Source organism: Vibrio sp. S17_S38, from assembly GCF_014694375.1.
Classification (GTDB): Bacteria; Pseudomonadota; Gammaproteobacteria; order Enterobacterales; family Vibrionaceae; genus Vibrio.
In genome coordinates this window covers 218,467-244,340 of the sequence record NZ_JAAUWW010000003.1, presented here as the reverse complement: position 1 = coordinate 244,340, position 25,874 = coordinate 218,467, and the positions used below count along the sequence as shown (strand labels likewise).

Genomic DNA, 25,874 nt, shown 5'->3' with positions numbered 1-25,874 from the left:
ACCGTGTTTTAAGTGTCGTTTCGCGCTGTCAATTATGCTCAATTAATATTAATCATAAAGGTCAATACTGGAAGTAAGAGTAAGTAAAACTTAAGATTAGCTGAAATGCATTAAGGTTTTATATGTTGATGGGGTTAAACATAAACATGCCCAATAGTGAAGGGGCTGAGCATGTTTTGTGGCCTGGAGATAGAATAGGTAAGAGTTAATATTAAAGCGCTTAAGCAGAGATCGTACTTTTCTTTAATTGAGGCTCTGATAACTCTTGGCTATGTTGTTGTAAGTCATGATGGTGACATTGCAAAGTAAACTGGATATTTTGTTTACGTTGCCAAAAACGTTCATGGAAATAAAATACGACGGTATTTACGCTTGGCTCTATAGTTGCCATTAAACCACCAATGAAGGCATCACCGGTTAATAAGTAAGTGACTAAGAATGCGACACTGAAGTGCAATACTGCGAAGCTCATGGTCTTCTTTGAAGGAGCTTGTAATGCAATTTTTAATAATTTATTTCGTTGCCATACTTTGTCATGAAAATAGAAAGCAACGGTATTTACCATTGGCTCGATCATGGCAATTAAGCTACCTAAAATAATATCTCCAGTGAGCAAGTAAGCTAAAGTAAACGCAACGCTGAAGTGTAGAACTGCAAAGGTAAGTGTTTTTTTCATGATCTTTCTCCGAGTCATTTCTAAGCTGATGAAAATACTATAATCTAAATGATAACTATTATCAAATGGGTTTATCTATTTTATTGATAGCTCTTAGCTTTTAAAAACTCACCGGATAACGCTTATCTCTTTGCCTTAAAGCGGAGGTTCTGAAAATAAAAAAGGTCAACCTAATGGCTGACCTTGTTTATTTTTGCGGTTTATCAAGAAACGATAAACACGATTTTATCTGTAAGCAAGTTATTATAATGCAGCAATAGTGGCTTTTTGTTCTTCTAGTTTCACCAAGGTCTCTTGGTAACCTTCAAGTTTACCTCGTTCTGCTACGACAACGGCTTCTGGCGCTTTAGCTACAAAACCTTGGTTATTGAGTTTACCTTCAATACGTTTGATTTCGCCTTGAATTCGAACCGATTCTTTATCTAAACGAGCCAGTTCTGCATCTTTGTCTATCAAGCCTGCCATTGGGATCATTAGCGTTGATTTGCCTACTAATACGGTTGCACAAGCTGGGATATCTTTGCCATCGATCTGAGTTTCGCCTTCTGCAAGTACTTTGATTTCTTCTAACTTCGCCAGAGAAGTCAGTACCTTTAAGTTGGCTTGCAGACGAGCTGTATCAGTTGTATTTGCTTTTAGCATGACAGATAAAGGCACACTTGGCGCGATATCGTACTCAGCACGCAGGTTACGAATACAAGTGATGAATTGTTTCACCCATTCGATATCGGCAACAGCGGCTTCATCTAGGTTATCCGCATTAAACTGAGGCAATGCCTGTGTCATAATGGTGTCACCTTCAACGCCTTTAACCAGTGATTTCACACTCTGCCAGATTGATTCGGTAATGAATGGTAATACTGGATGCGCAAGACGTAGCGTTTTTTCAAGGACAGTGATCAAAGTGCGACGGGTGGCGCGTTGTTGATCTTCAGTACCTTTCCATAGAATTGGTTTCGTTAGTTCTAAATACCAGTCACAGAATTGGTTCCAGATAAATTCATACAGCGTGTTAGCCGCCATGTCTAAACGGAAGTTTTCGATATGAGTGTTGAAGTCTTTTGCCGCGAGTTCGAACTGAGATTCAATCCAACGATCGGCAAGAGAATAAGATAACTCGCTCCCTTCTGCAAAACCGCAATCTTGATCTTCTGTATTCATTAATACGTAACGGCTAGCATTCCATAACTTGTTACAGAAGTTACGGTAACCTTCTAGGCGTTTCATATCCCAGTTGATGTCACGTCCTGTTGAAGCCATGGCTGCAAGCGTGAAGCGTAATGCATCGGTGCCGTAAGGTTCAATACCACCCTCAAATGTCTTACGAGTGGCTTTTTCAATTTTAGCTGCCAGCTTTGGCTGCATCATGTTGCCACAACGTTTTTCAACTAGTTCTTCAAGGCCAATACCGTCAATCATATCGATTGGGTCAAGTACGTTGCCTTTCGATTTCGACATCTTATCGCCGTTTTCATCACGGATAAGTCCCGTCATATAAACCGTTTTAAATGGAACTTGTGGTTTGCCATCTTCATCTTTCACAAAATGCATGGTCATCATGATCATACGCGCAACCCAGAAGAAGATAATGTCAAAACCAGACACTAAGACATCAGTTGGGTGGAAAGTGGAAAGATCTTGTGTTTTTTCAGGCCAGCCCATGGTGCCAAAGCTCCATAATGCCGATGAGAACCACGTATCAAGCACGTCATCATCTTGGCGCAGTACCACAACTGGAGCTAAGTTATTTTGTGCACGAACTTCTTCTTCATCACGGCCAACATAGACGTTGCCATCGTTGTCATACCAAGCTGGAATGCGATGACCCCACCAAAGTTGGCGTGAGATACACCAATCTTGCACATCACGCATCCATGCAAAGTACATGTTTTCATATTGTTTTGGTACGAATTGGATTTCACCATCTTCAACGGCTTTTACCGCAGGCGCTGCTAAAGGAGCAGTACGGACGTACCATTGGTCAGTTAGCATTGGTTCGATAACTACACCACCACGATCCCCGTAAGGCACGGTTAAATCATGATCTTTTACTTCTTCTAATAAACCTAACGCATCCAGTTCAGCTACTACGGCTTTACGTGCAGCAAAACGCTCCATACCTTGGAATTGTGCAGGAATTTCGGTGCTATAAGCATCAGATGCTTCACCTGTAGTGGTGAACACTTCTGCGCTATCACGGATATCAGCATTGAGCGTTAGGATGTTGATCATCGGCAGTTGATGACGTTTACCGACTTCGTAATCGTTAAAGTCATGAGCTGGTGTGATTTTCACGCAACCTGTACCTTTTTCCATATCGGCGTGTTCATCGGCCACAATAGGAATTAAACGATTAACTAATGGCAGTAAGATTTCTTTGCCTATCAAATCTTTGTAACGAGGATCTTCTGGGTTTACCGCTACGCCAGTATCACCAAGTACGGTTTCTGGGCGGGTAGTGGCGACCACAATGTAATCTTTACCATCAGCAGTTTTTACGCCATTCGCTAATGGATAGCGGAAGTGCCACATGAAGCCTTTTTTGTCTTTGTTCTCAACTTCAAGATCTGAAATCGCGGTATGCAACTTTGGATCCCAGTTTACTAGGCGTTTGCCACGGTAAATAAGGTCGTCTTGATATAAGCGAACAAATACTTCTCTGGTGGCGTTAGATAAACCGTCATCCATGGTAAAGCGTTCACGATCCCAGTCAACCGATGCGCCAAGGCGGCGAAGTTGGCGAGTAATATTGCCACCCGATTCGGCTTTCCATTCCCAAATTTTGTCGATGAAAGCTTCACGGCCATAATCGTGTTTGGTTTTATTTTCTTCGGCGGCAATTTTTCGTTCAACTACCATTTGGGTAGCGATACCTGCGTGGTCGGTACCAACTTGCCAAAGGGTATTTTTGCCTTTCATTCGCTCACAACGGATCAAAGTATCCATAATGGTATCTTGGAAAGCATGACCCATGTGTAGGCTACCAGTGACGTTTGGTGGTGGGATCACAATGCTATAAGCTTCTTTTGATGTGTCACCATGAGGCTTAAAGTAACCAGCTTCTTCCCAACGCTGATATAGCGCTTGTTCAATTGATGTTGGGTTATATGTCTTTTCCATAGTCTTCTTTTATCGATACTGTGAGCGTGAAAAATAAGGGTAATATCAACGTAAAACGTTATAGCGAAAACAACATAAAGAGGCTGTTTCTTATAAAAACATTGTTGGTTTAGCAATAAATTCTTATTCGTTACTGATATTAATCGTCTGCATTTCAAAGCCAGCTTGCCGATAGATTTTATACCTTTCTCGGGCGTGTTGCTTTGCTTTTTCTTCGCAAGGCACGAAGTCTACCACTTGTGTAAAGCTCTGGGCAAAAGTTGTCGCATCATTACTCAAATTGATGACTAGCTGCCGGTTGCGGTTAAACTTGCTATTTGGGTAACCAATCTCAATCGGAGTGCCAAAATTAGGCCCTTCACCTACTAAGTTATGTGCTTGATAATTTTCAGTTTGTTGTCTCCAGAAGTGTTCATCTATTATTTCCGCTTGCGTTTTATCTTGGGCATTAATATAAACTTTTGCACCTTGCTGGGCAAAATGGCGTGCCAAAAAAATCACATAATCAATATGGCCGATTTCTGACGTTTGGGGTGAGTCTGGTGAAATTAGATAAAATGTGGCGATACTCATATATCAAAGCTCATTAATCAAAATTAAAAATGCGCCAAAGATAAAACACAAAAAAGGGCACAACGGCCCTTTTGATATATAGGTTTTATCTCACGACTTCAATTACTATGGATATATATTATTCTTCTAATAAAACTTGGCCAGTAGAGGCTTTGTTTAATAAGAATTGAACTAATAAAGAAACCGGACGACCCGTAGAGCCTTTTTGTGCACCTGATTTCCATGCTGTGCCAGCAATATCAAGGTGTGCCCAGTTATACTTTTTAGTAAAGCGAGACAAGAAACAACCCGCAGTAATCGTGCCACCAGGGCGACCACCAATATTGGCCATATCGGCAAATGGGCTATTTAATTGTTCTTGATACTCATCTGCCATCGGCATACGCCATGCGCGATCGCCTGCTTGTTCCGATGCATTAATCAGCTCATGCGCAAGTGGATTATGGTTAGCCACTAAACCACTAATATGGTGCCCAAGTGCAATCACACATGCGCCTGTTAATGTAGCTACATCGACTACGCAATCTGGGTCAAAACGCTCAACATAAGTTAATGCATCACATAATACTAATCGACCTTCTGCGTCAGTATTAAGGACTTCCACAGTTTGACCTGACATGGTGGTTAGAATATCGCCAGGACGATACGCATTACTTCCTGGCATATTCTCACAACCCGCTAACACACCAACAACATTTATCGGTAAATTTAGCTTTGCCAATGCTTTCATAGTGCCAAAAACAGAGGCTGCGCCACACATGTCGTATTTCATTTCATCCATCGCTTCGCCTGGTTTTAATGAAATACCACCTGAATCAAACGTTAAGCCCTTACCGATTAAAACGATAGGTTTAGCTTCAGAATCAGGATTGCCTTTGTAGCTCATGATTGACATCATGGACTCGTTACGAGAACCACGGCCAACGGCAAGATAAGAGTGCATTCCAAGCTTGTCCATTTCCTCTTCACCAATAATTTTAGTGGTGATGGTTTCAAAGTCATCGGCAAGGCGACGAGCTTGGGAAGCTAAATAAGCTGGATTGGCAACGTTAGGCGGCATATTGCCAAGATCTTTTGATGACTTAACACCTGATGCAATCGCTAAACCGTGAGAAATTGCTTTTTCGCCAAGGTTTAATTCACGGCGAGTTGGCACATTAAAGACTAGCTTGCGTAAAGGTCGGCGAGTTTCTGGTTTATTACTCTTGAATTGATCAAAGGTATATAAGCTATCTTTTGTTGATTCAACTGCTTGGCGAACTTTCCAATAGGTATCACGACCTTTGACATGTAACTCAGTTAAAAAGCATACCGCTTCCATTGAACCTGTGTCGTTCAAGGTGCCAATGGTTTTTTGGATTATATCTTTGTATTGACGTTCACCGAGTTCGCGCTCTTTACCACAACCAACAAGTAAAACACGCTCAGATAAAATGCCGGGTACTTGATGCAACAATAACATTTGGCCTGGCTTACCTTCGAGGTCACCTCTGCGTAATAATGAACTAATATAGCCGTCGCTGATTTTATCAAGTTGTTCTGCGACAGGAGAAAGGCGACGTGGCTCAAAAACACCGACAACGATACATGCGCTGCGTTGTTTTTCTGGACTGCCACTTTTTACACTGAACTCCATGCGTACTCCTACATCCTAAAGACAAATAGAGCCAAATGATGGATAATGCTGTTTTAGATACTTTTTTTTGATAAAAGTGTTCTAGAATGAAGCAAACCATCTTTGGCTTAAAAAAATAGAAAATCTTACGTTTCAATAAAAGTAAGATTATTAACAAATAATATAGTTAAAAATGATTAAAAATAATAGACTCATCGGAAAACTATAGTGATTCCGTCAAAAAAACAAGTTTTGTATAGGTGATACTGCGTGATTATTGTTAGATATTTGATCCGCGAGACACTCAAAAGCCAGCTAGCCGTTTTCTTTGTGCTTTTTCTCGTATTTTTCAGCCAAAAATTCATAAGTGTGCTTGCTGAAGCCTCTGATGGCGATATTCCTGCCAGCATGATTTTACAAGTCGTTGCTTTAAATATGCCCACAATGGGCCTGTTAATGCTCCCTTTGAGTATCTATGTCGGGATACTTTTGACCTTCGGCCGTCTTTATGCTGAAAGTGAAATAACTGTGATGAATGCTACGGGGATAGGAAATAAATTTCTTATCCATGCGGCGTTGTATCTAGCATTAATTACAGGGGCAATTGGCTTGGTCAACTCTTTGTGGTTATCACCTTGGAGCCAAGAAAAAGTCACTCAATTGATGGAGCAATTGTCTACTAGCAGCAGCATTGATTTATTGAAAAAAGGTCAATTTCAGCGAGCGCCTAATGGTGAAGCTGTTGTATTTGTTGATGATATTAAAGATAAAAAACTCACCAATGTTTTTGTCGCACAAGCTGTAACCAAAGATTCTACTCGCCCAAGTGTTATGTTTGCTAACTCTGGTGTTGCCGAAGAGTTTGCCGATGGAAGGCAAATGCTTACACTTAAAGACGGTGTTCGTTACGAAGGAATTCCAGGTTCGCTAGACTATATGAATACCAGTTATGATGAATATTCAGGTCTAATCGGTCAACGTGAAGCTAAAATTAAAAAGCGAAAATGGGAAGCTCTTCCACTACCAGATCTGCTTAATAATTCAGATTTAGAAGCGAAAGCCGAGTTGCAATGGCGGATCACTTTAATCGTATGTATTCCATTATTAACTTTGGTGGTCGTACCGTTATCATCTGTCAATCCACGTCAGGGGCGTTTTGCAAAGCTAGGGCCTGCTGTTTTATTATATTTAGCGTATTTCTTATCGATCAGTGCAATGAAGTCAGCGATTGAAGATGGCTCTGTACCCGCATGGCTAGGAATGTGGGCAATCAATGCTGGATTGCTGCTTGTAGGTATCATTCTTAATAGTTTAGATAGTGTCTTTGTCCGCAAGATTAAAGACCGAATCAAAAAGAATAAGGGAAGTTAAGCGTGTTTAAAATTCTCGATTGGTATATAGGTAGAACCATTATCGCGACCTCTTCTTTGTGTTTAGCGACCCTAGTTGGCTTGTCTGCCATTATTAAATATGTAGAACAACTACGTAAAGTTGGCAAAGGCACTTACGATTTAATGGAAGCGCTGTACTTTGTTTTGCTTAGTATTCCTCGTGATATCGAAGTGTTTTTTCCTATGGCTGCTTTGCTAGGATCTTTGATTGGCTTGGGTATGCTGGCGGCAAGCTCCGAACTTGTGGTTATGCAAGCTTCAGGATTTTCGAAGTTAGATATTGGTCTTTCAGTGTTAAAAACAGCGGTGCCTTTGATGATCATGATTATGATTTTAGGTCAGTGGGGCTCACCGCAAGCACAGAAATTAGCTCGTGACTCACGCGCACTTTCGATAGCTGGTGGCAGTATTACCTCTGTCAGAGATGGGGTGTGGGCTAAAGATGGAGATAACTTCATTTATATAGCACGAGTGAATGGCGAGGATGAATTGCGTGGCGTAAGTATTTGGCAATTTGATCAAGATAAAAACCTCAAAAATATTCTAGTGTCTGATACTGTGAATTATGAGCAAGGTCATCGTTGGGTGATGAAAAACGTTCAAATAACCAAGATGGAAAATGATGTACAACTGTCTAAAAGTACACTTCCTACCTATGAGTGGGGTACGACATTAACTCCTGACAAATTAGCAGTAGTAACGGTAAAACCTGAAGAGCTACCTTTAAGTGGCTTATACAGTTACGTTAAATACTTAAAAGATTCCAAGCAAGATGCATCGCGCTATGACCTTGCATTTTGGCGTAAAGTTTTTCAGCCTCTTTCTATTGCTGTGATGATGTTACTTGCATTGTCATTTGTCTTTGGCCCGTTGCGCTCGGTGACGATGGGGGCGAGAACGTTATCTGGTATTGTCGCTGGCTTTACTTTCTATATATCCAGTGAAGTCTTTGGTCCTATGAGTTTGGTATACGGGATCCCTCCAGTGATTGGAGCGCTAACACCAAGTGTTTTATTCTTAATAGTCGCGGTTATGTTGATGCGGCGTAAGCTATAGCAACGTTAGATATAATAAAAAGGATGCCTCAATTTGGGCATCCTTTTTTATATCATTCTCATTGTGAATTAATCTTTCAAAAAGTACCTAACGAATTTGAGATGAATACACTACCTGACATTGAGCACAGATATCTTGCAGCGATTTTTTGCTCGGTAACACAATTGAGAGCAAGTTTCCCAAGCCTAGAAATGATGTACAAAAACGAATCAAAGACTGCTTGAAACTGATAGTGCTTCCATCCTTATTCATAATTGTTATTTTCCATGCCCGCATACCAAGTGTTTGTCCTCTTTGCCAAAAGAAACTAAAGAAGCCAAACCAGACTAACACAATATAAGTGTGGAAAACCCAACGCCAAATTGGGTGATGGGAAAGCAGATCGCTAGCATCGATATAGTGACCATAATCCATAATACCAAGGTAAACTAAAGCTTCCATGGTCGCGATAATAATACCTACCGCTATCATTTCAATGGCGATAATAATTAAAGTATCGTAAAGCAAAGCGCCAAGGCGGCGAAAGAATCCTGCGGATTTCTGGTTGGGTAGGGAAGTCATAGCACTCTTATTATTATTTAATTTATCAGCAGGATAGCCACTTGGAAGACAACTGAAAAGTACTAAAGCCGATAAAGTCGTGATTTATGATGAAAATATCAGCGATTAAATCAATTTCAAGATTAAATACTTGCACGATGTATTCGCATAAGTATAATTCTTCCCACTCCTTAGCAGCAATCTAACGTGTTATAGAGTAAAAATGGCGGTATGGTGAAATTGGTATACACGACGGATTCAAAATCCGTTGCCTTCGGGCGTGGCGGTTCAAGTCCGCCTACCGCTACCAAATTGTTAAAAAAGCCTCGACAGTGTCGGGGCTTTTTTATATCTATGATTATCACCCCTACTTTTAACCTTTCCTAAAACTCACAAAAGACGACTTAACCTGCTCACTGGATAAAAAATTTTATAGCTCAAGAGCATTGATAAAATTATCGCTGGTGACTTTGGTGCGGATTGTTACGTTTTTTCTGCCAGGACTAAACATTTTGTTCCCTCATTCCATATTTTAGTGCAAATTATATTTGTAACTAAAGTTGTCTGGTAACTATCCCATCTTGAACATTTGTTTTGAGAGAATACCCACCATTGATGTTTTATCTTTAGGTGCTTTTGATTAAATTGACTAAGAATTAGCATTATTAATACGTTGTGAGTAAGTTTTATGTTTTTACTTGTCAGTTTCCTCACATAGACCTGTTAGCTTCAATCATTATGAATGTATAAAATACAGGCATAGTGCCGCTGATATAGCCTAAAATGGATAAAAGTAAGGAGAATATATGAAAACAGTGTCTATTGTGATCCCTTGTTTTAATGAAAGCGAGGTTATTGATTTCACTGTTGAGGAATTACTTTCTGTGACGGGGGGGATTTCTAATTATAAATTTGAGCTTATCTTCGTTAATGATGGTAGTTCAGATGATACAGAATCAAAACTTTTGGCTTATAGCAAGCAGCATGAAAATATTCGAACGATTTCATTCTCACGTAATTTTGGCCATCAGCAAGCGGTAAGTGCAGGATTAGATGTGAGCACAGGTGATGCTGTTGTTTTAATTGATGCAGATCTGCAAGATCCTCCTAAAGTTATCTCTGACATGATTGTGAAGTGGGAAGAAGGTTTTGATGTCGTTTACGGCACTCGGGCTAGCCGAGAAGGTGAGTCTTGGTTTAAACGTATTACGGCAAAAAGTTTTTATCGCTTATTAAGTTACCTATCTGAAGTTGAAATTCCACTTGATACTGGTGACTTTCGTTTGATGGACCGCCAGGTGGTGGATCACTTAATCGCCATGCCTGAAAAGTCTCGTTTTATTCGAGGTATGGTGAGTTGGATCGGTTTTAATCAAACCGCAATTACTTATGAACGTTCTGCTCGTTTTGCAGGAGAATCAAAGTATCCATTAACTAAGATGATTAAGTTTGGTTTAGATGGAATCTTATCTTTTTCTGTTAAGCCATTGAAGCTGTCTATCATGATGGGCTTTATTTGCTCTGGTATTTCGATGCTAATGCTACTGTATTTTGTCTATGTTCGAATTATGACTGACCATTGGGTGTCTGGTTGGACGTCATTGTTTGTCGCCATTTTATTTATGGGCGGTGTACAGCTGATTTCTATCGGCATCGTTGGTGAGTATGTCGCTCGTATTTATAAAGAATCGAAAAATCGTCCTTTGTACATTCTTAAAGAAAGAAGAAATATAAATGCTGAAGAAGCCCGCTCAATTACTGACTAATCTTGTGTATGCAGATTTCCAACAAAAAATCCGCTTTGCCATGGTTGGAGTATTGAATACGGTTACTGCATATTTAGCTTTTATTGCTCTTTATCAGATTTCTGATCGTTATTTACTCTCTTCGGTCTTGTCGTATTTTGTTGGAATGCTAGTTAGTTATGCGCTTAATCGGACCTTTGTTTTTAACAGCGGTAAAAAAGGTGGGCAATTTCTTCCTTTTTGTGTGGTGAATTTAACTTCGCTAGCGTGCTCAACGGGCGCATTATATTTTCTAGTGCATTACGGCAACCTGCATGTATATTTTGCTCAGGCATTGGCGGTATGCGTCTCGATGGGGATTAATTATCTGGGTTACAAAAAAGTGTTCACAGATGGAGTTTCAATGAATAGATTGATTCAAGGCTTATATAATGATGATGGACGTATTGATCCATTATTAGTGATTCAATGGTTTGTACTGGCTGTGTTTGCAATTGTAACCGCGCTGAATCTACACCTGGCGATGTCTGCTAATGTCGCTCATGATGCGTTACCTTATATGGATGGCTACGCTAATAAATTTACTACCGAAGGGCGCTGGATTAACTTTGCACTATATTATCCATTACATGGTTTGTCTGCGGTTATTGCGGCGAGCCTTGCTAATATTTGTATTTTTATCTTTGCTTACAAAGTCGTAATGGGGATCAAAAAAGAGTATTGGTTGGCGATAGCAGTCGCTTTATTAATTGTGAATATCCCAACCTTTACCATGTTACTTAAATGGCCAATGACTCTAGTTCCAGGTTGTTTTATGTTGGCACTTTTTGCTTGCTGTAAAGATAAGCTTAATACTTCAGCAATGTTAATCGTGGCGGGTATTTTGTTATTCGCGACTTACCCAGCCTTTTATTTTTTGATGCCGCTGCTTTACCTTTCGACTTTAAAACAAGCCAGCTATGGAGAGATATTTAAGTTTCTATGCTTTTGGATACTTGGGTATGTCCTTGGTTATGCTGTAGCAAATAGTTTGGTCTATTTATACACATCGATGTTTACTGATCATGCAACCTTCATTCATTTTGTCAGTTGGAGACAGCAAACTCCCACCAATAGTTTGTCGTCGCTAATTGGTAATATCTCCAAAAGTGCTACTAACTTTGATCGACTCTTTAATTATATTGGTCAGCTCAGTCTTTGGCTTTACGTGCCGATAACTTTAACGGCATTGTGGGCATTAGTGAAGCACTTCAAATACACCATAATTATTATTCTTGTGGTTATTTCATTATATGCCAGCGTAGTGCCGCTAGGGGTGAAAGTGCCATTACGCTCTGGAGTAACATTCCCTATTGGTATGGCAATGTTGCTGCTGATTATTCCCAATAAACGGTGGCGTTTATTAACGCTTTTAGCGTTGTTTATCCCATTTGCATATCAGACACATGATTATAATTATACTTATGCTAATACAAGAAATGTTATGGCTGAGATATTAGAGCGAAATGATACTCACAACTATCTTCAACAACCGCAATTATTTGATAAGGTCATCGTGAGTGTTGATAGGGTGAAAATGAGCCACTATATGTTTGAAAAAACACACTCAGGATCCTTTAAAACGCTATCTAATTTAAGTTCTCATTATATTAAGCCATACCTTTATCAATATGGTTGGAAAAAAGTAAATATCGATGTACTTGACGTTAAACGTTCTGAAATCAAAGTAGAAACGACAATTAAGAAAGACGGGAGAGTCTTGTTCGTTTCAATTGATTGACCTGATATTGACCCACTAGATCGAAGTAATGAAGATTATTTTTCTACTGTAAAATGAGCTCTAGCCATCATGGCTAGGGCTTTTTTCTATCTAAGCGCTTGAGTTTGTGACACTCTTATCCGAAGCTTTAATAAACGACTATTTGCTTTGGAAGTAAGGAACAGTATGAATCAATTAAAAAATAAGACACTTCTGACATCGGCGATAACTGAAGGTAAAGGTCTTTCGGTATTTAATCCATTTGATGACAGCTTGTTAGCCACGGTAAAAACAACGACCCAAGCTCAAGTAGAAGATCAGATCCTTGAACTTGAAACTGGTCAGATAGAGTGGCAAAAACGCCCAGCAGATGAGCGTAGTAAATTATTAAAGAAATGGTACCAACTCATTATTGATAATGAAGATGACCTCGCACGCATTATTACCTTAGAAGGTGGTAAGCCATTGAAGGAATCACTAGGTGAAGTTCGCTATGGCGCTTCTTTTATTGAGTGGTTCGCTGAAGAAGGGAAGCGGGCATATGGTTCAACGATTCCTTCTGCATCAAATGATAAAACCCTCCTAACGGTCAAACAAGCGATTGGTGTGACTGCTGCCATTACGCCGTGGAACTTTCCTCTAGCCATGATCACTCGTAAAGCTGCTCCAGCATTAGCCGCCGGTTGTAGCTTTATTTGTAAGCCTTCTGAGTCAACACCATTAACTGCGATTGCTGTCACCGAGCTGGCTTATCAGGCTGGAATCCCCAAGAATGTATTACGCATGGTTCTGGGGGATTCCCATGATATTGGCGAAGCATTTACTTATCACTCTTCAGTCAGGAAGTTCTCATTTACCGGTTCGACTTTAGTTGGGCGTAAATTACTGATGCAATGTGCCTCGACCATAAAGCGAACATCAATGGAACTTGGAGGCAATGCTCCATTTATCGTTTTCGATGATGCTGATCTTGATAGTGCGGTACAAGGTGCTATCGCCAGTAAATTTAGGAATGCAGGGCAAACTTGCGTGTGTTCGAATCGATTTTATGTGCAAGACGGTATTTATGATGCCTTTGTTGAAAAGTTAGTCAAAGCGGTAGATAAGTTAACAGTCGGTAATGGCTTGGATGAAGGGACTGATATCGGCCCACTAATTTCTAAGCAAGCGAAGCAGAGAGTGGCTGATCTTATCACTGAGGCCAAAGGTCGAGGAGCAAGGCAAATCAATCGTGAGGTCTTGTTAGAGGGGCAATTTATCGCACCGACAGTACTAGTGGATGTTGAACATGATCGTCCTTTAGTTCAAGGTGAAATTTTTGGCCCTGTTCTACCTATCATTCGCTTTAGCCATGAAGAAGAAATGATCAAAATGGCGAATGATACTATTTATGGTTTGGCCGCTTACTTTTACAGCCAAGATATGAACCGTATATGGCGAGTCGCACATAACCTAGAATACGGCATGGTCGGAGTCAATGAGGGGATTATTTCAACCGAAGTGGCTCCATTTGGCGGTGTAAAGCAATCCGGTAATGGCCGTGAAGGTGCTAAAGAAGGTTTGGAAGAGTACCTAGAGACGAAGTATGTCTGTATTGGTGGTTTGACTAAATAATCGGAAACAAAAAAGCCTCATCAAATGATGAGGCTTTCTCGAAAGTGGCTCCCCTTGCAAGACTTGAACTTGCGACATACGGATTAACAGTCCGCCGTTCTACCAACTGAACTAAAGGGGAATTATCTATTTTTAATTCTTCTCATTATTAATAAAAGAGAGAAATGGTGCCGACTACCGGAATCGAACTGGTGACCTACTGATTACAAGTCAGTTGCTCTACCTACTGAGCTAAGTCGGCTTTTTGAGTGCTTGAATTAAATCAAGCATTCTAAAAGTGGCTCCCCTTGCAAGACTTGAACTTGCGACATACGGATTAACAGTCCGCCGTTCTACCAACTGAACTAAAGGGGAATTATTCGTTTTGTTTATTTTAAATAAAACAAACTAGAAGAATGGTGCCGACTACCGGAGTCGAACTGGTGACCTACTGATTACAAGTCAGTTGCTCTACCTACTGAGCTAAGTCGGCACGAAATTTTCTTCTTTAATAACATTGATGTCTATTTGTCATGGACACCAACTATAAAACAGTGGTGCCCGGAGGCGGAATCGAACCACCGACACGAGGATTTTCAATCCTCTGCTCTACCGACTGAGCTATCCGGGCGACGGGGGGTATTAAACGGTTTTTCGGAGTTAAGGTCAACAGTAAAATTTAAAAAAATATTCGTTTGCCGATTTTATAATCGCTATTGTGTATTTATTCGCATCTTTGTCGAAAAAATCACAATATCATTATCATGGATGAAGAAATCTAGTCTTTGTTTGATATTAAAATCCCTCAGCTCTGGTATTTCCAAAACTGAAGGACCGCCTTATTTTTACTGCAATAAATTTCATTGAGCCAGATTAATGTTCAATTACTTTTGTACCCAGGCGCCGCCTAGATCGGGTTGTTCACCTTTGGTCCACCACTGGGCTTGATAGGATATTTCTTGGTAAGAAACGATATCTCCAGATTCGTAAATTAAGCTTGCTAACCATTCTGTTTCACCTTTCACAGTTTGAGCTTCCCAAACTGAGGATGTTTTCGGTGAGTCTCCTTTAGTCCACCATTTAGCGGTATAAGTTAGGCCTTCAAAGAGCACTGTATCACCAGTGTTGTAGGCGGTATCCATATCCCACGTTGTTTCAGAACCTGTCTCTCCACCATTACTTTGTGGTGTAGTAATCGTGATATTTATTGTCACCTTACTGGTTGAAGTTGGATCGCCGACGGAAACCGTGATGGTGTCGTTGCTATCAGTTGTAGTTTCCGGAGCTTGATAATTAACAACGATACTATTTCCACTTTGACTAAGGATGGTTCCTCTATCGATATTAAAGAGTAACGGATCATTATCTAGATCCGTTGCTGAGATCGAAAAAGTCAGGCTTTGACCTGATTCGATATTTAACTGTGTCGGGGCATCAATTACGGGGGCGTTATTGCCTGTTTTTATTTCAAGTCGTTGAGTATATTCAGGTTCAAGTAAATAAACTAAGTTGCTATATAAATCATTCGATTGATATTCAATAGTTTCGTTTGCATTATTTTTTAAGCCGATTTTAATTATTTGAGGATATTTTTGATTTATCAGAGTGGCAAGGTCTTGTCCCCAGACGTGTTCATCTTCATTTGTGATAGGGAACTTTTCGAAAACGGTTTCATTACCATTGTTATCGAAAATACGGAACCAGATGGTATCTCCAACATTGGCATCAAGGGTTGAAGATATGTAGCTACCAGAACTAACCCACTTATCGAGAGGGCTATTAGTACCACCACCATTCGTATTTTCGCTAAAAGTAATATCACTACAGTTGTAGAAACCTTCACCGGCAGGATCTTGACGTTGCCAACGAGTATAAATCACTGCATTGCCTACGCGATCAGTTGGTAATGTAACTTCCATTTGGTAATACTTTACGCCTCCTAAAGTGGCTGTTTGCAAGTTGCCAAAGTCGGCAATAAGGTCTAAATCACTCCACGAAAGCGGCATTGTGGCTGAGTCGTAACTTGGCTTGCTTAGATAGACCTTCCAGAAGCTTGGGTTATGAGGTGTATTAGCACGATATTGAAGGGTTATTTTCCCATTATTACTTAAATCAATTGTTGTTTTTTGCCAGTCAGCAGAAGGTAAATCAATCCCATGTTTTGCTTTATCGCCAGCAGAGCAAAGGTGACCATCAGTAATAGTGGCTTCAACGGCAGCTTGGTTGTTGTAATTGGAAACTAAGGTGGAAAATTCAGGTTTTTGTACAAACGGAGTCCAACTTGATTCAATGAATGCAGCGCGGCAAGCTACGTTAGGAATAGTGCTGCCATCGGTTGAATCCCAATAACCGCCATCTATATCACAAATCTGTTGTCTAGCTGGTGGGTAGTCCATGTAACCATGAGCTTGTACTGTTATGGGTAACGCAGAAAAACCAATAAGGCCTAGTAGGGCGCTTATTGCTAAGTTGTTAGATTTCATTTTTATCTCCATATGACATCATCGGATTAGTTGGTTTGAGCACGATCAGTTTGGATGGGAATGAAGATAAAGCTGAATACAGTTTTATCGGTTTTAAATGGAGTTCGAATTAATTGATTAAATGTTGCACGAGGACTTAATCTTTTGAGAGTCTGACTGGAAGTCGGAAGGCTTTAACAGAAAAATAACACAAAGCTATTGCTGGTATTGTTGTCGATAGGGATTTGTTTAATTGCATGAAATTTAGATACAAAAAAAGCCTCATCAAATGACGAGGCTTTTTCGAAAGTGGCTCCCCTTGCAAGACTTGAACTTGCGACATACGGATTAACAGTCCGCCGTTCTACCAACTGAACTAAAGGGGAATTACTCTTTTACAATGGCAATTAAAACTAAATTTTAACGCACCATTCAAAATATGGTGCCTCGAGGCGGAATCGAACCACCGACACGAGGATTTTCAATCCTCTGCTCTACCGACTGAGCTATCGAGGCAAAAGATGGTGCCGACTACCGGAGTCGAACTGGTGACCTACTGATTACAAGTCAGTTGCTCTACCTACTGAGCTAAGTCGGCACACTATATCTTTTACTTTTTACTACTGTTGATATTTAAAACTACGACACCAACAATTTTAAATTGTGGTGCCCGGAGGCGGAATCGAACCACCGACACGAGGATTTTCAATCCTCTGCTCTACCGACTGAGCTATCCGGGCAACGGAGCGCTATTAAACGGATTTTCGCCTCTATCGTCAATAGGTTTTTATTAAAAATGTGAAAAAAGCATTCGTTTGCTGACTATTTAAGCATTAAAGGTGGTTTTATGTACATTTCACTTCATTGCATGGAAGTCTTTTTTATATCGAGTCACTTTCTCTAGATAATGACGAGCTTCCGCATTTCGATGTTTTTTGGTTAAGGCCCAATAAACTTGGCTTGGTTGATTGCGGTTAATATTGTTAACTGCGGTGGTTTTTCCTCCACCAAAGGTATTGAATACACCACCCGCACCCCCGTTATAGGCTGAAATCATACTGTATTGCAAAGAAGTGGGACTGTTAATACCTTTTAAGTAGCGAGTTTTGAGTAGATGAAAATAAGCAGTACCGGTATCAATATTATTAACTGGGTTATATAAATACTCAGGACTTGGCATGCCTGATTTACCTTTCACGATATTAAATACATCATGGCCTGCTGTTTTAGGGACTATCTGCATTAAGCCGTAAGCATTTGCCCAACTAACTGCGTAAGGGTTGAAGTTACTTTCTGTTTTTATAATGGCGTAAATTAAATCTTCGGGAATGTCATATTTTTTAGATGCGTTACGTACGATACTTGCGTATTGATAACTGCGCAGTTTTGAGTGGTTTTGCACCATGGGAATAGTGACATAGTAAGAGGTTTTAAAATCAACTTGTCGCTTCTGTAGCTTGTTTTTGATCAGGTAATCTGCAAATTGACTTGCCCGCCAGGACCATTCTATCGATTTACCATTTTGATCGAGAACTTGGCCTGCTAGGAATGGTTTACCGCCTAAAGCGATTTCTTTGGATGAAAATAGATCAACATTGCCAGGTTTATCGGGTGTTAACAAGGTAGTGACAATGGCGTGACGGAGATGATCTGTAGGATCAGTTGAGGCGATTGTTTCGATGGTGACGGTACCATTATCAAAATCGATATCAGATCGGTTTAAGTAATCATCGGTATATTTAACATAAGTTTTTGCACCAGCCATTTTTATATCATTTTTTCCCCAGCGTCTTGCGACATCGCCAGAGAATTGATTCATCAAATTATCTAAAGCGTCGGTATCTTTTTGAAACTGGCCGGGAAGGGGGGCTAAATTCTTAGCGTAACGATTAGACGGGGTATAGTTGACATCATACACGCCCTCTACAAACTCACGACTGCAACCCGATAAACTCAGGAAGACTAAGATGAATAACGACTTTTTTATATTCATTGTTTTTAATTTTATGGTGAGTTGTAGGAATGTGATGTCGAATGAAAAAGAGGCAAAATACTTGCCTCTTCATTTCTTATAGTTCAATGCTTTTTCAGCTATTCGCTCGGTGGCGTGTAGCCTTCGATGATGACATCTTTACCTTCGAACAAGAAATTAACCATTTCTGTTTCTAGTAATTTACGATGTTCAGCATCCATCATATTGAGTTTTTTCTCATTAATTAACATGGTTTGTTTATGCTGCCATTGGCCCCATGCTTCTTTACTGATGTTGTCAAAAATACGTTTGCCTAGATCGCCTGGATACAGTTGAAAATCCAGACCATCGGCGTCTTTTTTTAAGAAAGTACAAAATACAGTGCGGCTCATAATGAGTCCTCTTTGGATAAATAGTGGTTATGCTCGCTGGCGGAGATATCAACCTTACATTCGAAAGAAAGAAGGTGCAGTAACTGCTTCACAGGTGCAGCTAAACCGATCTCTTGGGTGGGAGCATCATTTTGTTGGGATAAGTTATACCAAAGACCTTGCTTATCTTCCATCACCAAACTGGGTTCTCGGGTTAAATTCACCAATATAGGCGTTATATCCAAGTGATAATGGCTAAAAGTATGACGAAATGCCGTTAATACTTGTTTATTTTTTATCATCGAGTCGGTTATAGAGCGATGACCTAATTGATGCTCAATCTCGTCTGTTTCGTGTTGAGGGAAACAATATAAACCACCCCAGATCCCAGATTGTGGTCGTTGTTCTAACCAAACTTGATTATCGTGATGCAGCATTACAAACCAGGTTTCTTTTACTGGCTTTTCTTTCTTTGGCTTTTTACCCGGAAAATCCAGTTGTCGGTTTTGTTTTTTCGCTAGGCATAAATGTTCTATGGGGCATAAGTCACATTTGGGTTTAGAGCGAGTACACACTATTGCGCCCATATCCATCATTGCTTGATTGTACTTATCCACTTCTAATTTCGGTGTGTTCTGCTCCGCTATTTCCCATAATTGATTTTCAACGATTTTCTGTCCGGGCCAACCTTCGATTGCAAAGCAACGCGCTAATGTGCGTTTTACATTCCCATCTAAAATGGCATGAGATTGTTTATAGACAGAAGACAAAATCGCGGCGGCGGTTGAACGGCCGATCCCCGGAAGTGTATTCATTTGTTCAATATTGAGAGGGAACTCACCTTGGTGTTGCTGAACGACAATTTGAGCCGCTTTGTGAAGATTACGAGCTCTTGCATAATAACCAAGGCCAGTCCAAAGATGCAGCACTTCATCTTGATGGGCATTAGCAAGATCTTTTACCGTTGGGAAGCGTTCGAGAAAGCGAGAGAAATAAGGAATAACAGTCGTGACTTGGGTTTGCTGAAGCATGATTTCAGATAGCCATACTTTATAAGCCGTTTTGTCTATTTGCCAAGGGAGTGTTTTACGACCATAGTTTTCGTACCATTGCAGAATGGCTTGGGAAAATGTGCTCACGATAATATCTTTTGTTATTTTAATTAGTGGTGAGATTGCACCATACACGAGTGCCTATGTAAACAGTCTATCCCTTTCATACTTGAAGATGCCGTTTTGTTAATTGCTATCACTTACTCATCATCTCACTGTTACTTCAATTATTTAGTGCATAGGTTTGATGCCAGTGTAAATAAATTCACCAATTAAGCTGAGAAAAGCTTGCACCTTGGGCGTATCTTTGGATAATTCCCACATATATCTTCATACTTGAATCTGCAACTCCAATTATTTTGAAGGTAATTTATATTTTCCTTTTTTATTTAAACCCTCAGGCGAAATCATGACAGAAGTAACCAAACCCCAATTAACTGAAGATGGCAAAATTGTAAGACGAATTCGCAGTTTTGTTCGCCGTGAAGGGCGCTTAACTAAAGGGCAAGAAAACGCGATTCATGATTGTTGGCCAACGATGGGTATCGATTTCGTTGAGCAGCGTCTTGAGTGGAGTGAAGTGTTTGGTAACAATAATCCTATCGTGTTAGAAATTGGTTTTGGTATGGGAGCATCTTTAGTTGAAATGGCAAAAAATGCGCCAGAGAAAAACTTTTTAGGAATTGAAGTGCATAGTCCTGGTGTTGGCGCATGTTTAGCGTCCGCGCAAGAAGCTGGGGTGACTAATTTACGTGTTATGTGTCATGATGCTGTTGAAGTTTTCGAGCATATGATCCCAGATAATAGCTTGATCACCTTGCAGTTATATTTCCCTGATCCTTGGCATAAAAAACGTCACCACAAACGCCGTATTGTTCAATTGAGTTTTGCAGAGATGATCCGCAATAAGTTGATTTTGAATGAAGGTGTTTTCCATATGGCTACTGACTGGGAAAACTACGCAGAGCATATGGTTGAAGTTATGAACCAAGCGCCTGGGTTTGAAAATATTGCAACCGATGGTGATTTTATTCCTCGTCCTGATGAGCGTCCATTAACTAAGTTTGAAGCGCGTGGCCATCGTCTGGGTCATGGTGTGTGGGATATAAAATACCGCCGCACAATTTAAGTTTTTATTCTGAATTCCATCGCTAAATTTCATTTATCAAAATTAAAGTCAGCAAATTGTGCTGGCTTTTTTATTCTCAGTATCTATTGGTTTAGTCTGAACGAAAGGAGTTGATATGCCACAAGCAACACAAGAGTTATTGTCACATATCCTATATCAAGTTCGACCTTTAATTGGCAAAGGAAAAGTGGCCGATTACATCCCTGCATTGGCTTGTATTTCTAATGATAAGCTAGGTATTGCGATTTATACCAATGATGGTGAAGTGATTAAAGCGGGCGATGCAGATGAAGCTTTCTCTATTCAATCTATTTCAAAAGCATTAAGCCTAACGTTAGCTATGCAGCTTTACCAGCCAGAAGAAATATGGTCGAGAGTGGGTAAAGAGCCTTCAGGGCAAGCGTTTAACTCAATGATCCAGCTGGAAGTTGAGCAGGGAATTCCACGAAATCCGTTTATTAATGCAGGTGCAATTGTAGTAGCGGATATGCTACAAAGTCGTTTGGCTGCACCTCGTCAACGCTTATTGGATTTCACACGCAAATTATCGGGCGACACCCATATTGTGTATGACAAAGTGGTTGCGGCTTCAGAGATGCAGCACAGTGATCGTAATGCGGCTATTGCGTATTTGATGCGTTCATTTGGTAATTTTGATAATGAAGTGATCCCTGTTTTAAATAACTATTTCCACGCTTGTGCACTTAAAATGAGTTGTGTTGATTTAGCCAAAACCTTTAGTTATTTGGCCAACAAAGGGCAATCGGTTCATACTGGAAAGCAAATTATTCAACCAAATCAAACGAAACGTCTTAACGCTTTATTAGCCACTTGTGGTTTGTATGATGGCGCCGGAGAGTTTGCCTTTAGAGTCGGTATGCCAGGGAAATCGGGCGTAGGTGGTGGCATTGTTGCCGTTATTCCTGGGGAAATGAGTATTGCAGTATGGTCGCCAGAATTGGATAAATCGGGCAACTCACTGGCGGGAACAGCGGTGTTAGAAATGCTCTCGACTGAATTAGGTCGCTCGATATTCTAGAACCATCAACGGATATTAATAATTATTAGGGAGGATTTTATTTTTTGATATTTCTCGTTATCCTTAGTAACAGTATTGATATTTTATCCATTCGACTTCATTATATATGTGTATTTATTTTTTAAGAGAACTATGTGTTTTATCTTCGACTTTTCTTACTCTGCTTTTGTTTTATTGGCGCTGTACACGCTAAGGCAGAGCATACGTCTGATTTAAGGTTAACTCCTCCATTGGTGAGTTCCACTTCAGTTGTAAATCACATCATATCGAAGAATGATACTGAATTATCAACGCTATCCGTATTGAACAAATGCGCATCGAACAATGTATTAAGTTGTTCATCAAATAGTACATCGAAATATACCAGTCCAATACCAAAGCTGACGTCATCAATTGATTTAAGCCATGATATTTACATCAATGGTTTTACATTACGCTTTGCTCATATCAATGTGAGTGATGATGAACTCACGCCTGAATATGTGAAAATATTTGAGTTTCCAATTCTGCCTCATCTCGAGACAACTCAGTACTTTACCGAAGTATTGAGTCCCCAGTTAAACTGGATGATGCAAACGAATACTCAAGCATCACGGCTTTCTTCATGGAAAGACAGCAATTTACAATATATCCCTCAACAATATCCCTCTTCATTAGCCTAATTTTCTCTGAGTCGTGTCATTACATATCGTGCTCAGATGTTTAGGTTATCGTTATGGTTATCCTGCTATTACGATCACCTAAATTCAGGCATTTCATTTCTGATCGTTTAAATCGATATTTCGCTTAAAGATCAAAATGAAATTGTTATTTATACACAAATTTCTTATCACTAATTGGCATGAGATTTGTTGATATATTTAGGTTATACAATGAATTTAAAACCTACTCGGGCGGCTTCTAAGAAAGCGCTCAACCAATATTCTTATTGGCAATATGCCGTACTTATCGTCACGCTTATTGTTTTGTTATTCAGTGCGCTGCCTTCTTGGTTTGGTGAATCACCTGCCTTACAGATTAACCAAGGCAGTCAATCTCAGCTGGATAATCATATCCAAATTCCGCTTTCGCCTTTGGCACTACAAAATGTATTAACGAAGAAAGGGGTAGAGTTAAAGCAGATCAAGCAAGATCAAAACTCAACGTGGGTGGTGCTTGAAGATGCGAATCAAATGTCACTTGCCAAGAAAGTGTTGACTGATCTCCTTAGCCCACAAAAGACTATAAATAGTAAATCCTCGGATACTCAAGTGACTTTAGCTTCGGTTGCCAACGCACCACAATGGCTAACGCAACTGGGTTTTAACCCAATATCTCTTGGATTGGATTTACGAGGAGGGGTGCAATTTCTTCTTGATGTTGATATGAACTCTGTTTATCAAGGACAAACAGATCAGCTGAAAAAAGACATCACCAGTTGGTTGCGTGATCAACAATGGCGTAGAGCTCAATTCTCCGATCTGTCGCAAGATGGCTTTACTGTTAGGTTGTCTAATGCGCAGCAACTCTCATCGCTGCGTGACTTCATTCATGCTCAATATCCTAATTGGCGAGTATCGGTTGACGATAATCATCTAACGTTAGCTCGCCAAGAAAAGGAGAGCGTGGAGTTACAAAATTTAACCGTACAACAAAATTTACAGATTATGCGTAGCCGTATTGAAGAGTTGGGGATCACTGAAGCCTCGGTACAGCGACAAGGCGATCACCGTATTCGAATTGAACTGCCCGGAGTACAAGATCCTGCACAAGCGAAAAACGTGATTGGTGCGACTGCGAGTTTGGCCTTTTATCAAGTGTTAGAAAATTCAGCATTAGAAGGGAAAATGTTACCCGATAAAAACGGTCAATTGGTGCATGTTGCGGAGTCTCCTGTTCTCACTGGGGAGCACATTGTCGATGCTAGAGCCAATGTTGGTGAAATGGGAATGCCCGAGGTCAACATCAGTTTAGACAGCAAAGGCGGAAAAATGATGGCGGATTTTTCTGGCCGTCACGTGGGTAAACCAATGGCGACTGCTTACAGTGAATATTCGCGAAATGATCGTGGTGAGGTGGTGCAAACCAATCAGATCATTAGTGTCGCGACTATTCAATCAAGTTTAGGCTCGAAGTTTCGGATTACTGGCGCCGGTTCAATGCAAGATGCACAAAGTTTGGCTTTATTGCTACGTGCAGGTTCATTGACTGCGCCCGTCACTATCGTCGAGGAGCGAACGATTGGTCCCACCCTAGGGGCTGAAAATATTGAGAATGGTTTCTCCGCTTTGGCATTAGGTTTAGGAATGACATTAACCTTTATGGCGTTGTGGTATCGACGCTTAGGCTGGGTGGCAAATGCCGCGTTACTGGCCAACATGGTGATGTTGTTCGGTTTGCTAGCTTTGATCCCAGGCGCAGTATTAACCTTGCCGGGGATTGCAGGATTAGTGTTAACGGTGGGGATGGCAGTGGATACCAACGTGCTTGTTTTTGAACGGATCCGCGATAAATTGAAAGAAGGTTATAGCTTAGCAAGAGCCATTAATAGTGGTTTTAGCAGCGCTACGAGCACTATTTTTGATGCTAATTTTACCACCATGATCACTGCAATTGTGTTGTATTGCATTGGTAATGGGCCCATTCAAGGCTTTGCATTAACGTTAGGTTTAGGTTTATTGACCAGTATGTTCACTGGCATTTTTGCATCTCGAGCCATTATTAATTGGTTTTGGGGTCAAGATACTCGCCGTAATGTGAAGAGGATTTAGTCATGAGTAAATTAATGAATATGGGTAACGCTAGTCAATGGCGTTATGGTACTAGCGCCATTTCTATTTTATTAATGTGTGTTTCTTTGTTCTTTATAACCACCAAAGGATTTAATTGGGGGTTAGATTTTACCGGTGGGGTGGTGAGTGAGATCCAAGTGAACTCTAAAGTTACTCTCAGCGAGCTTAATCCATTGCTCGAATCAGGTTTAGGCGAAAAGGTAAGTATTGTAGCCAGTGAAGCACCGGGACGTTGGATCATCCGCTATAGCGTGCCTGATGATTTAAGTCGTGATTCAGTATCAAGCAGTGGCTCAGTATCGATTCAATCATTGCTCTCGCCACTTTCAGGAGGAGTGAAAGTCCTGAATACCAGTATTGTTGGGCCACAAGTTGGGGAGGATTTAGCCAATCAAGGTGGCTTAGCATTATTAGTCAGCTTGCTTTGTATCATGGGGTATTTAAGCATTCGGTTTGAGTGGCGATTAGCTTTAGGCTCGTTACTTGCTTTGCTGCATGACATTGTCTTTGTGCTTGGATTTTTTGCGTTAAGCCAAATGGAATTTAACCTAACCGTATTAGCGGCTATTTTGGCTATTTTAGGTTACTCGCTTAATGACTCGATTATTATTGCCGATCGAATCCGGGATCTGTTGCGTTTAAAGCCCAAAGAAAGAACGGCTGATATTAATAACCAAGCGATAGCGGCAACCTTTACGCGCACTATGATCACATCAGGAACGACATTATTAACGGTCTCTGCATTGTGGTTATTGGGTGGGGCATCGTTGCAAGGTTTCTCTATTGCGATGTTTATTGGGATTATTGTTGGGACTTGGTCATCGATTGCGGTCGGAACGTCGTTGCCAGAAGTGTTAGGATTAAAGCCTGAGCATTATCAAGTGAAGAGCTTACCGGAGTCACCGTAGTTGATAGAGGCTCTAAATAGATCATAAAGGCTCTAAAGAGATACGGAAAGACAACGAATATAAATACAGAGGATATACAGAATCGGCGCCCAAAGTAGGCGC

At 40.5% G+C, this 25,874-nt stretch carries 19 protein-coding genes and 10 tRNA genes; 11 read left to right on the top strand and 18 right to left on the bottom strand.

Translation table 11 applies throughout. From position 1 onward, the window contains the following. Positions 1 to 220: 220 nt before the first annotated feature. From HC725_RS04150 to pepA, 4 genes are all read right to left on the bottom strand, one after another. The gene (locus tag HC725_RS04150) at positions 221 to 676 is read right to left on the bottom strand and encodes a DUF2061 domain-containing protein (protein ID WP_190330499.1); all 456 of its coding nucleotides are present in this window, start codon (positions 674 to 676) and stop codon (positions 221 to 223) included. A gap of 243 nt (positions 677 to 919) precedes the next feature. Next, positions 920 to 3,796 (bottom strand): valine--tRNA ligase, encoded by a 2,877-nt coding sequence (locus HC725_RS04145; RefSeq protein ID WP_190330498.1) that lies wholly within the window; start codon positions 3,794 to 3,796, stop codon positions 920 to 922. 123 nt (positions 3,797 to 3,919) lie between these two features. After that, positions 3,920 to 4,369 carry a DNA polymerase III subunit chi gene (locus tag HC725_RS04140; RefSeq protein ID WP_190330497.1) on the bottom strand — a complete coding sequence of 150 codons (450 nt, stop codon included), beginning with the start codon at positions 4,367 to 4,369 and terminating at the stop codon, positions 3,920 to 3,922. 118 nt (positions 4,370 to 4,487) lie between these two features. Next, a complete protein-coding gene (gene pepA / locus HC725_RS04135; protein WP_190330496.1) occupies positions 4,488 to 6,005 on the bottom strand; it encodes a leucyl aminopeptidase in 1,518 nt (505 codons plus the stop codon). A gap of 249 nt (positions 6,006 to 6,254) precedes the next feature. On the opposite strand from pepA, the gene lptF reads away from it, so the two are divergent. Further along, positions 6,255 to 7,355, top strand: a complete 1,101-nt coding sequence (lptF, locus tag HC725_RS04130; RefSeq protein ID WP_190330495.1) for an LPS export ABC transporter permease LptF — start codon at positions 6,255 to 6,257, stop codon at positions 7,353 to 7,355. 2 nt (positions 7,356 to 7,357) lie between these two features. Further along, positions 7,358 to 8,431: an LPS export ABC transporter permease LptG gene (lptG, locus tag HC725_RS04125; RefSeq protein WP_190330494.1), complete on the top strand. Its 1,074-nt coding sequence runs from the start codon at positions 7,358 to 7,360 to the stop codon at positions 8,429 to 8,431. A gap of 87 nt (positions 8,432 to 8,518) precedes the next feature. On the opposite strand, the gene HC725_RS04120 is transcribed toward lptG, so the two are convergent. Then, a complete protein-coding gene (locus tag HC725_RS04120) occupies positions 8,519 to 8,992 on the bottom strand; it encodes an RDD family protein (RefSeq protein WP_190330493.1) in 474 nt (157 codons plus the stop codon). Positions 8,993 to 9,196: 204 nt separating this feature from the next. Here HC725_RS04120 and HC725_RS04115 point away from each other — a divergent pair. The 4 genes from HC725_RS04115 to HC725_RS04100 all read left to right on the top strand — a co-directional run bounded on the left by HC725_RS04115 (position 9,197) and on the right by HC725_RS04100 (position 14,089). Next, positions 9,197 to 9,281: transfer RNA gene (locus HC725_RS04115), tRNA-Leu, on the top strand. 496 nt (positions 9,282 to 9,777) lie between these two features. Beyond that, a complete protein-coding gene (locus HC725_RS04110) occupies positions 9,778 to 10,737 on the top strand; it encodes a glycosyltransferase family 2 protein (protein WP_190330492.1) in 960 nt (319 codons plus the stop codon). Next, complete coding sequence (locus HC725_RS04105; RefSeq protein WP_190330491.1) at positions 10,706 to 12,496, top strand: GtrA family protein; 1,791 nt, start codon at positions 10,706 to 10,708, stop codon at positions 12,494 to 12,496. The genes HC725_RS04110 and HC725_RS04105 overlap by 32 nt, the downstream gene beginning before the upstream one ends. A 165-nt stretch (positions 12,497 to 12,661) precedes the next feature. After that, positions 12,662 to 14,089: an NAD-dependent succinate-semialdehyde dehydrogenase gene (locus HC725_RS04100; protein ID WP_190330490.1), complete on the top strand. Its 1,428-nt coding sequence runs from the start codon at positions 12,662 to 12,664 to the stop codon at positions 14,087 to 14,089. A 45-nt stretch (positions 14,090 to 14,134) separates the two neighbouring features. On the opposite strand, the gene HC725_RS04095 is transcribed toward HC725_RS04100, so the two are convergent. From HC725_RS04095 to mutY, 13 genes are all read right to left on the bottom strand, one after another. Then, positions 14,135 to 14,210 (bottom strand) — tRNA-Asn (locus HC725_RS04095). 44 nt (positions 14,211 to 14,254) lie between these two features. Further along, positions 14,255 to 14,330, bottom strand: a tRNA-Thr gene (locus HC725_RS04090). A 37-nt stretch (positions 14,331 to 14,367) separates the two neighbouring features. After that, positions 14,368 to 14,443, bottom strand: a tRNA-Asn gene (locus HC725_RS04085). Between the two features lie 42 nt (positions 14,444 to 14,485). After that, positions 14,486 to 14,561 (bottom strand) — tRNA-Thr (locus tag HC725_RS04080). Between the two features lie 62 nt (positions 14,562 to 14,623). Further along, positions 14,624 to 14,699, bottom strand: a tRNA-Phe gene (locus tag HC725_RS04075). Between the two features lie 253 nt (positions 14,700 to 14,952). Then, on the bottom strand, positions 14,953 to 16,551 hold the full coding sequence (locus HC725_RS04070; protein WP_190330489.1) for a lytic polysaccharide monooxygenase: 1,599 nt from the start codon (positions 16,549 to 16,551) through the stop codon (positions 14,953 to 14,955). 289 nt (positions 16,552 to 16,840) lie between these two features. Continuing rightward, a tRNA-Asn gene (locus HC725_RS04065) sits at positions 16,841 to 16,916 on the bottom strand. Between the two features lie 54 nt (positions 16,917 to 16,970). Beyond that, positions 16,971 to 17,046, bottom strand: a tRNA-Phe gene (locus HC725_RS04060). Positions 17,047 to 17,052: 6 nt separating this feature from the next. Then, a tRNA-Thr gene (locus HC725_RS04055) sits at positions 17,053 to 17,128 on the bottom strand. A gap of 66 nt (positions 17,129 to 17,194) precedes the next feature. Then, a tRNA-Phe gene (locus HC725_RS04050) sits at positions 17,195 to 17,270 on the bottom strand. A gap of 116 nt (positions 17,271 to 17,386) precedes the next feature. Continuing rightward, positions 17,387 to 18,523, bottom strand: a complete 1,137-nt coding sequence (mltC, locus tag HC725_RS04045; protein WP_194687858.1) for a membrane-bound lytic murein transglycosylase MltC — start codon at positions 18,521 to 18,523, stop codon at positions 17,387 to 17,389. Positions 18,524 to 18,621: 98 nt separating this feature from the next. After that, positions 18,622 to 18,894, bottom strand: coding sequence for an oxidative damage protection protein (locus tag HC725_RS04040; RefSeq protein WP_190330488.1), 273 nt, complete (start codon positions 18,892 to 18,894; stop codon positions 18,622 to 18,624). Continuing rightward, complete coding sequence (mutY, locus tag HC725_RS04035) at positions 18,891 to 20,012, bottom strand: A/G-specific adenine glycosylase (protein ID WP_190330487.1); 1,122 nt, start codon at positions 20,010 to 20,012, stop codon at positions 18,891 to 18,893. The genes HC725_RS04040 and mutY overlap by 4 nt, the downstream gene beginning before the upstream one ends. Positions 20,013 to 20,334: 322 nt before the next feature. On the opposite strand from mutY, the gene trmB reads away from it, so the two are divergent. The 5 genes from trmB (at position 20,335) to secF (ending at position 25,772) form a co-directional block, all read left to right on the top strand. Beyond that, the gene (trmB, locus tag HC725_RS04030) at positions 20,335 to 21,054 is read left to right on the top strand and encodes a tRNA (guanosine(46)-N7)-methyltransferase TrmB (protein WP_190330486.1); all 720 of its coding nucleotides are present in this window, start codon (positions 20,335 to 20,337) and stop codon (positions 21,052 to 21,054) included. Between the two features lie 115 nt (positions 21,055 to 21,169). After that, a complete protein-coding gene (glsB, locus tag HC725_RS04025) occupies positions 21,170 to 22,093 on the top strand; it encodes a glutaminase B (protein WP_190330485.1) in 924 nt (307 codons plus the stop codon). 134 nt (positions 22,094 to 22,227) lie between these two features. After that, positions 22,228 to 22,755, top strand: coding sequence for a hypothetical protein (locus HC725_RS04020; RefSeq protein ID WP_190330484.1), 528 nt, complete (start codon positions 22,228 to 22,230; stop codon positions 22,753 to 22,755). Positions 22,756 to 22,965: 210 nt separating this feature from the next. Then, positions 22,966 to 24,843 (top strand): protein translocase subunit SecD, encoded by a 1,878-nt coding sequence (gene secD / locus HC725_RS04015; RefSeq protein WP_190330483.1) that lies wholly within the window; start codon positions 22,966 to 22,968, stop codon positions 24,841 to 24,843. A 2-nt stretch (positions 24,844 to 24,845) separates the two neighbouring features. Beyond that, positions 24,846 to 25,772: a protein translocase subunit SecF gene (gene secF / locus HC725_RS04010; protein WP_203219062.1), complete on the top strand. Its 927-nt coding sequence runs from the start codon at positions 24,846 to 24,848 to the stop codon at positions 25,770 to 25,772. Positions 25,773 to 25,874: the final 102 nt, after the last annotated feature.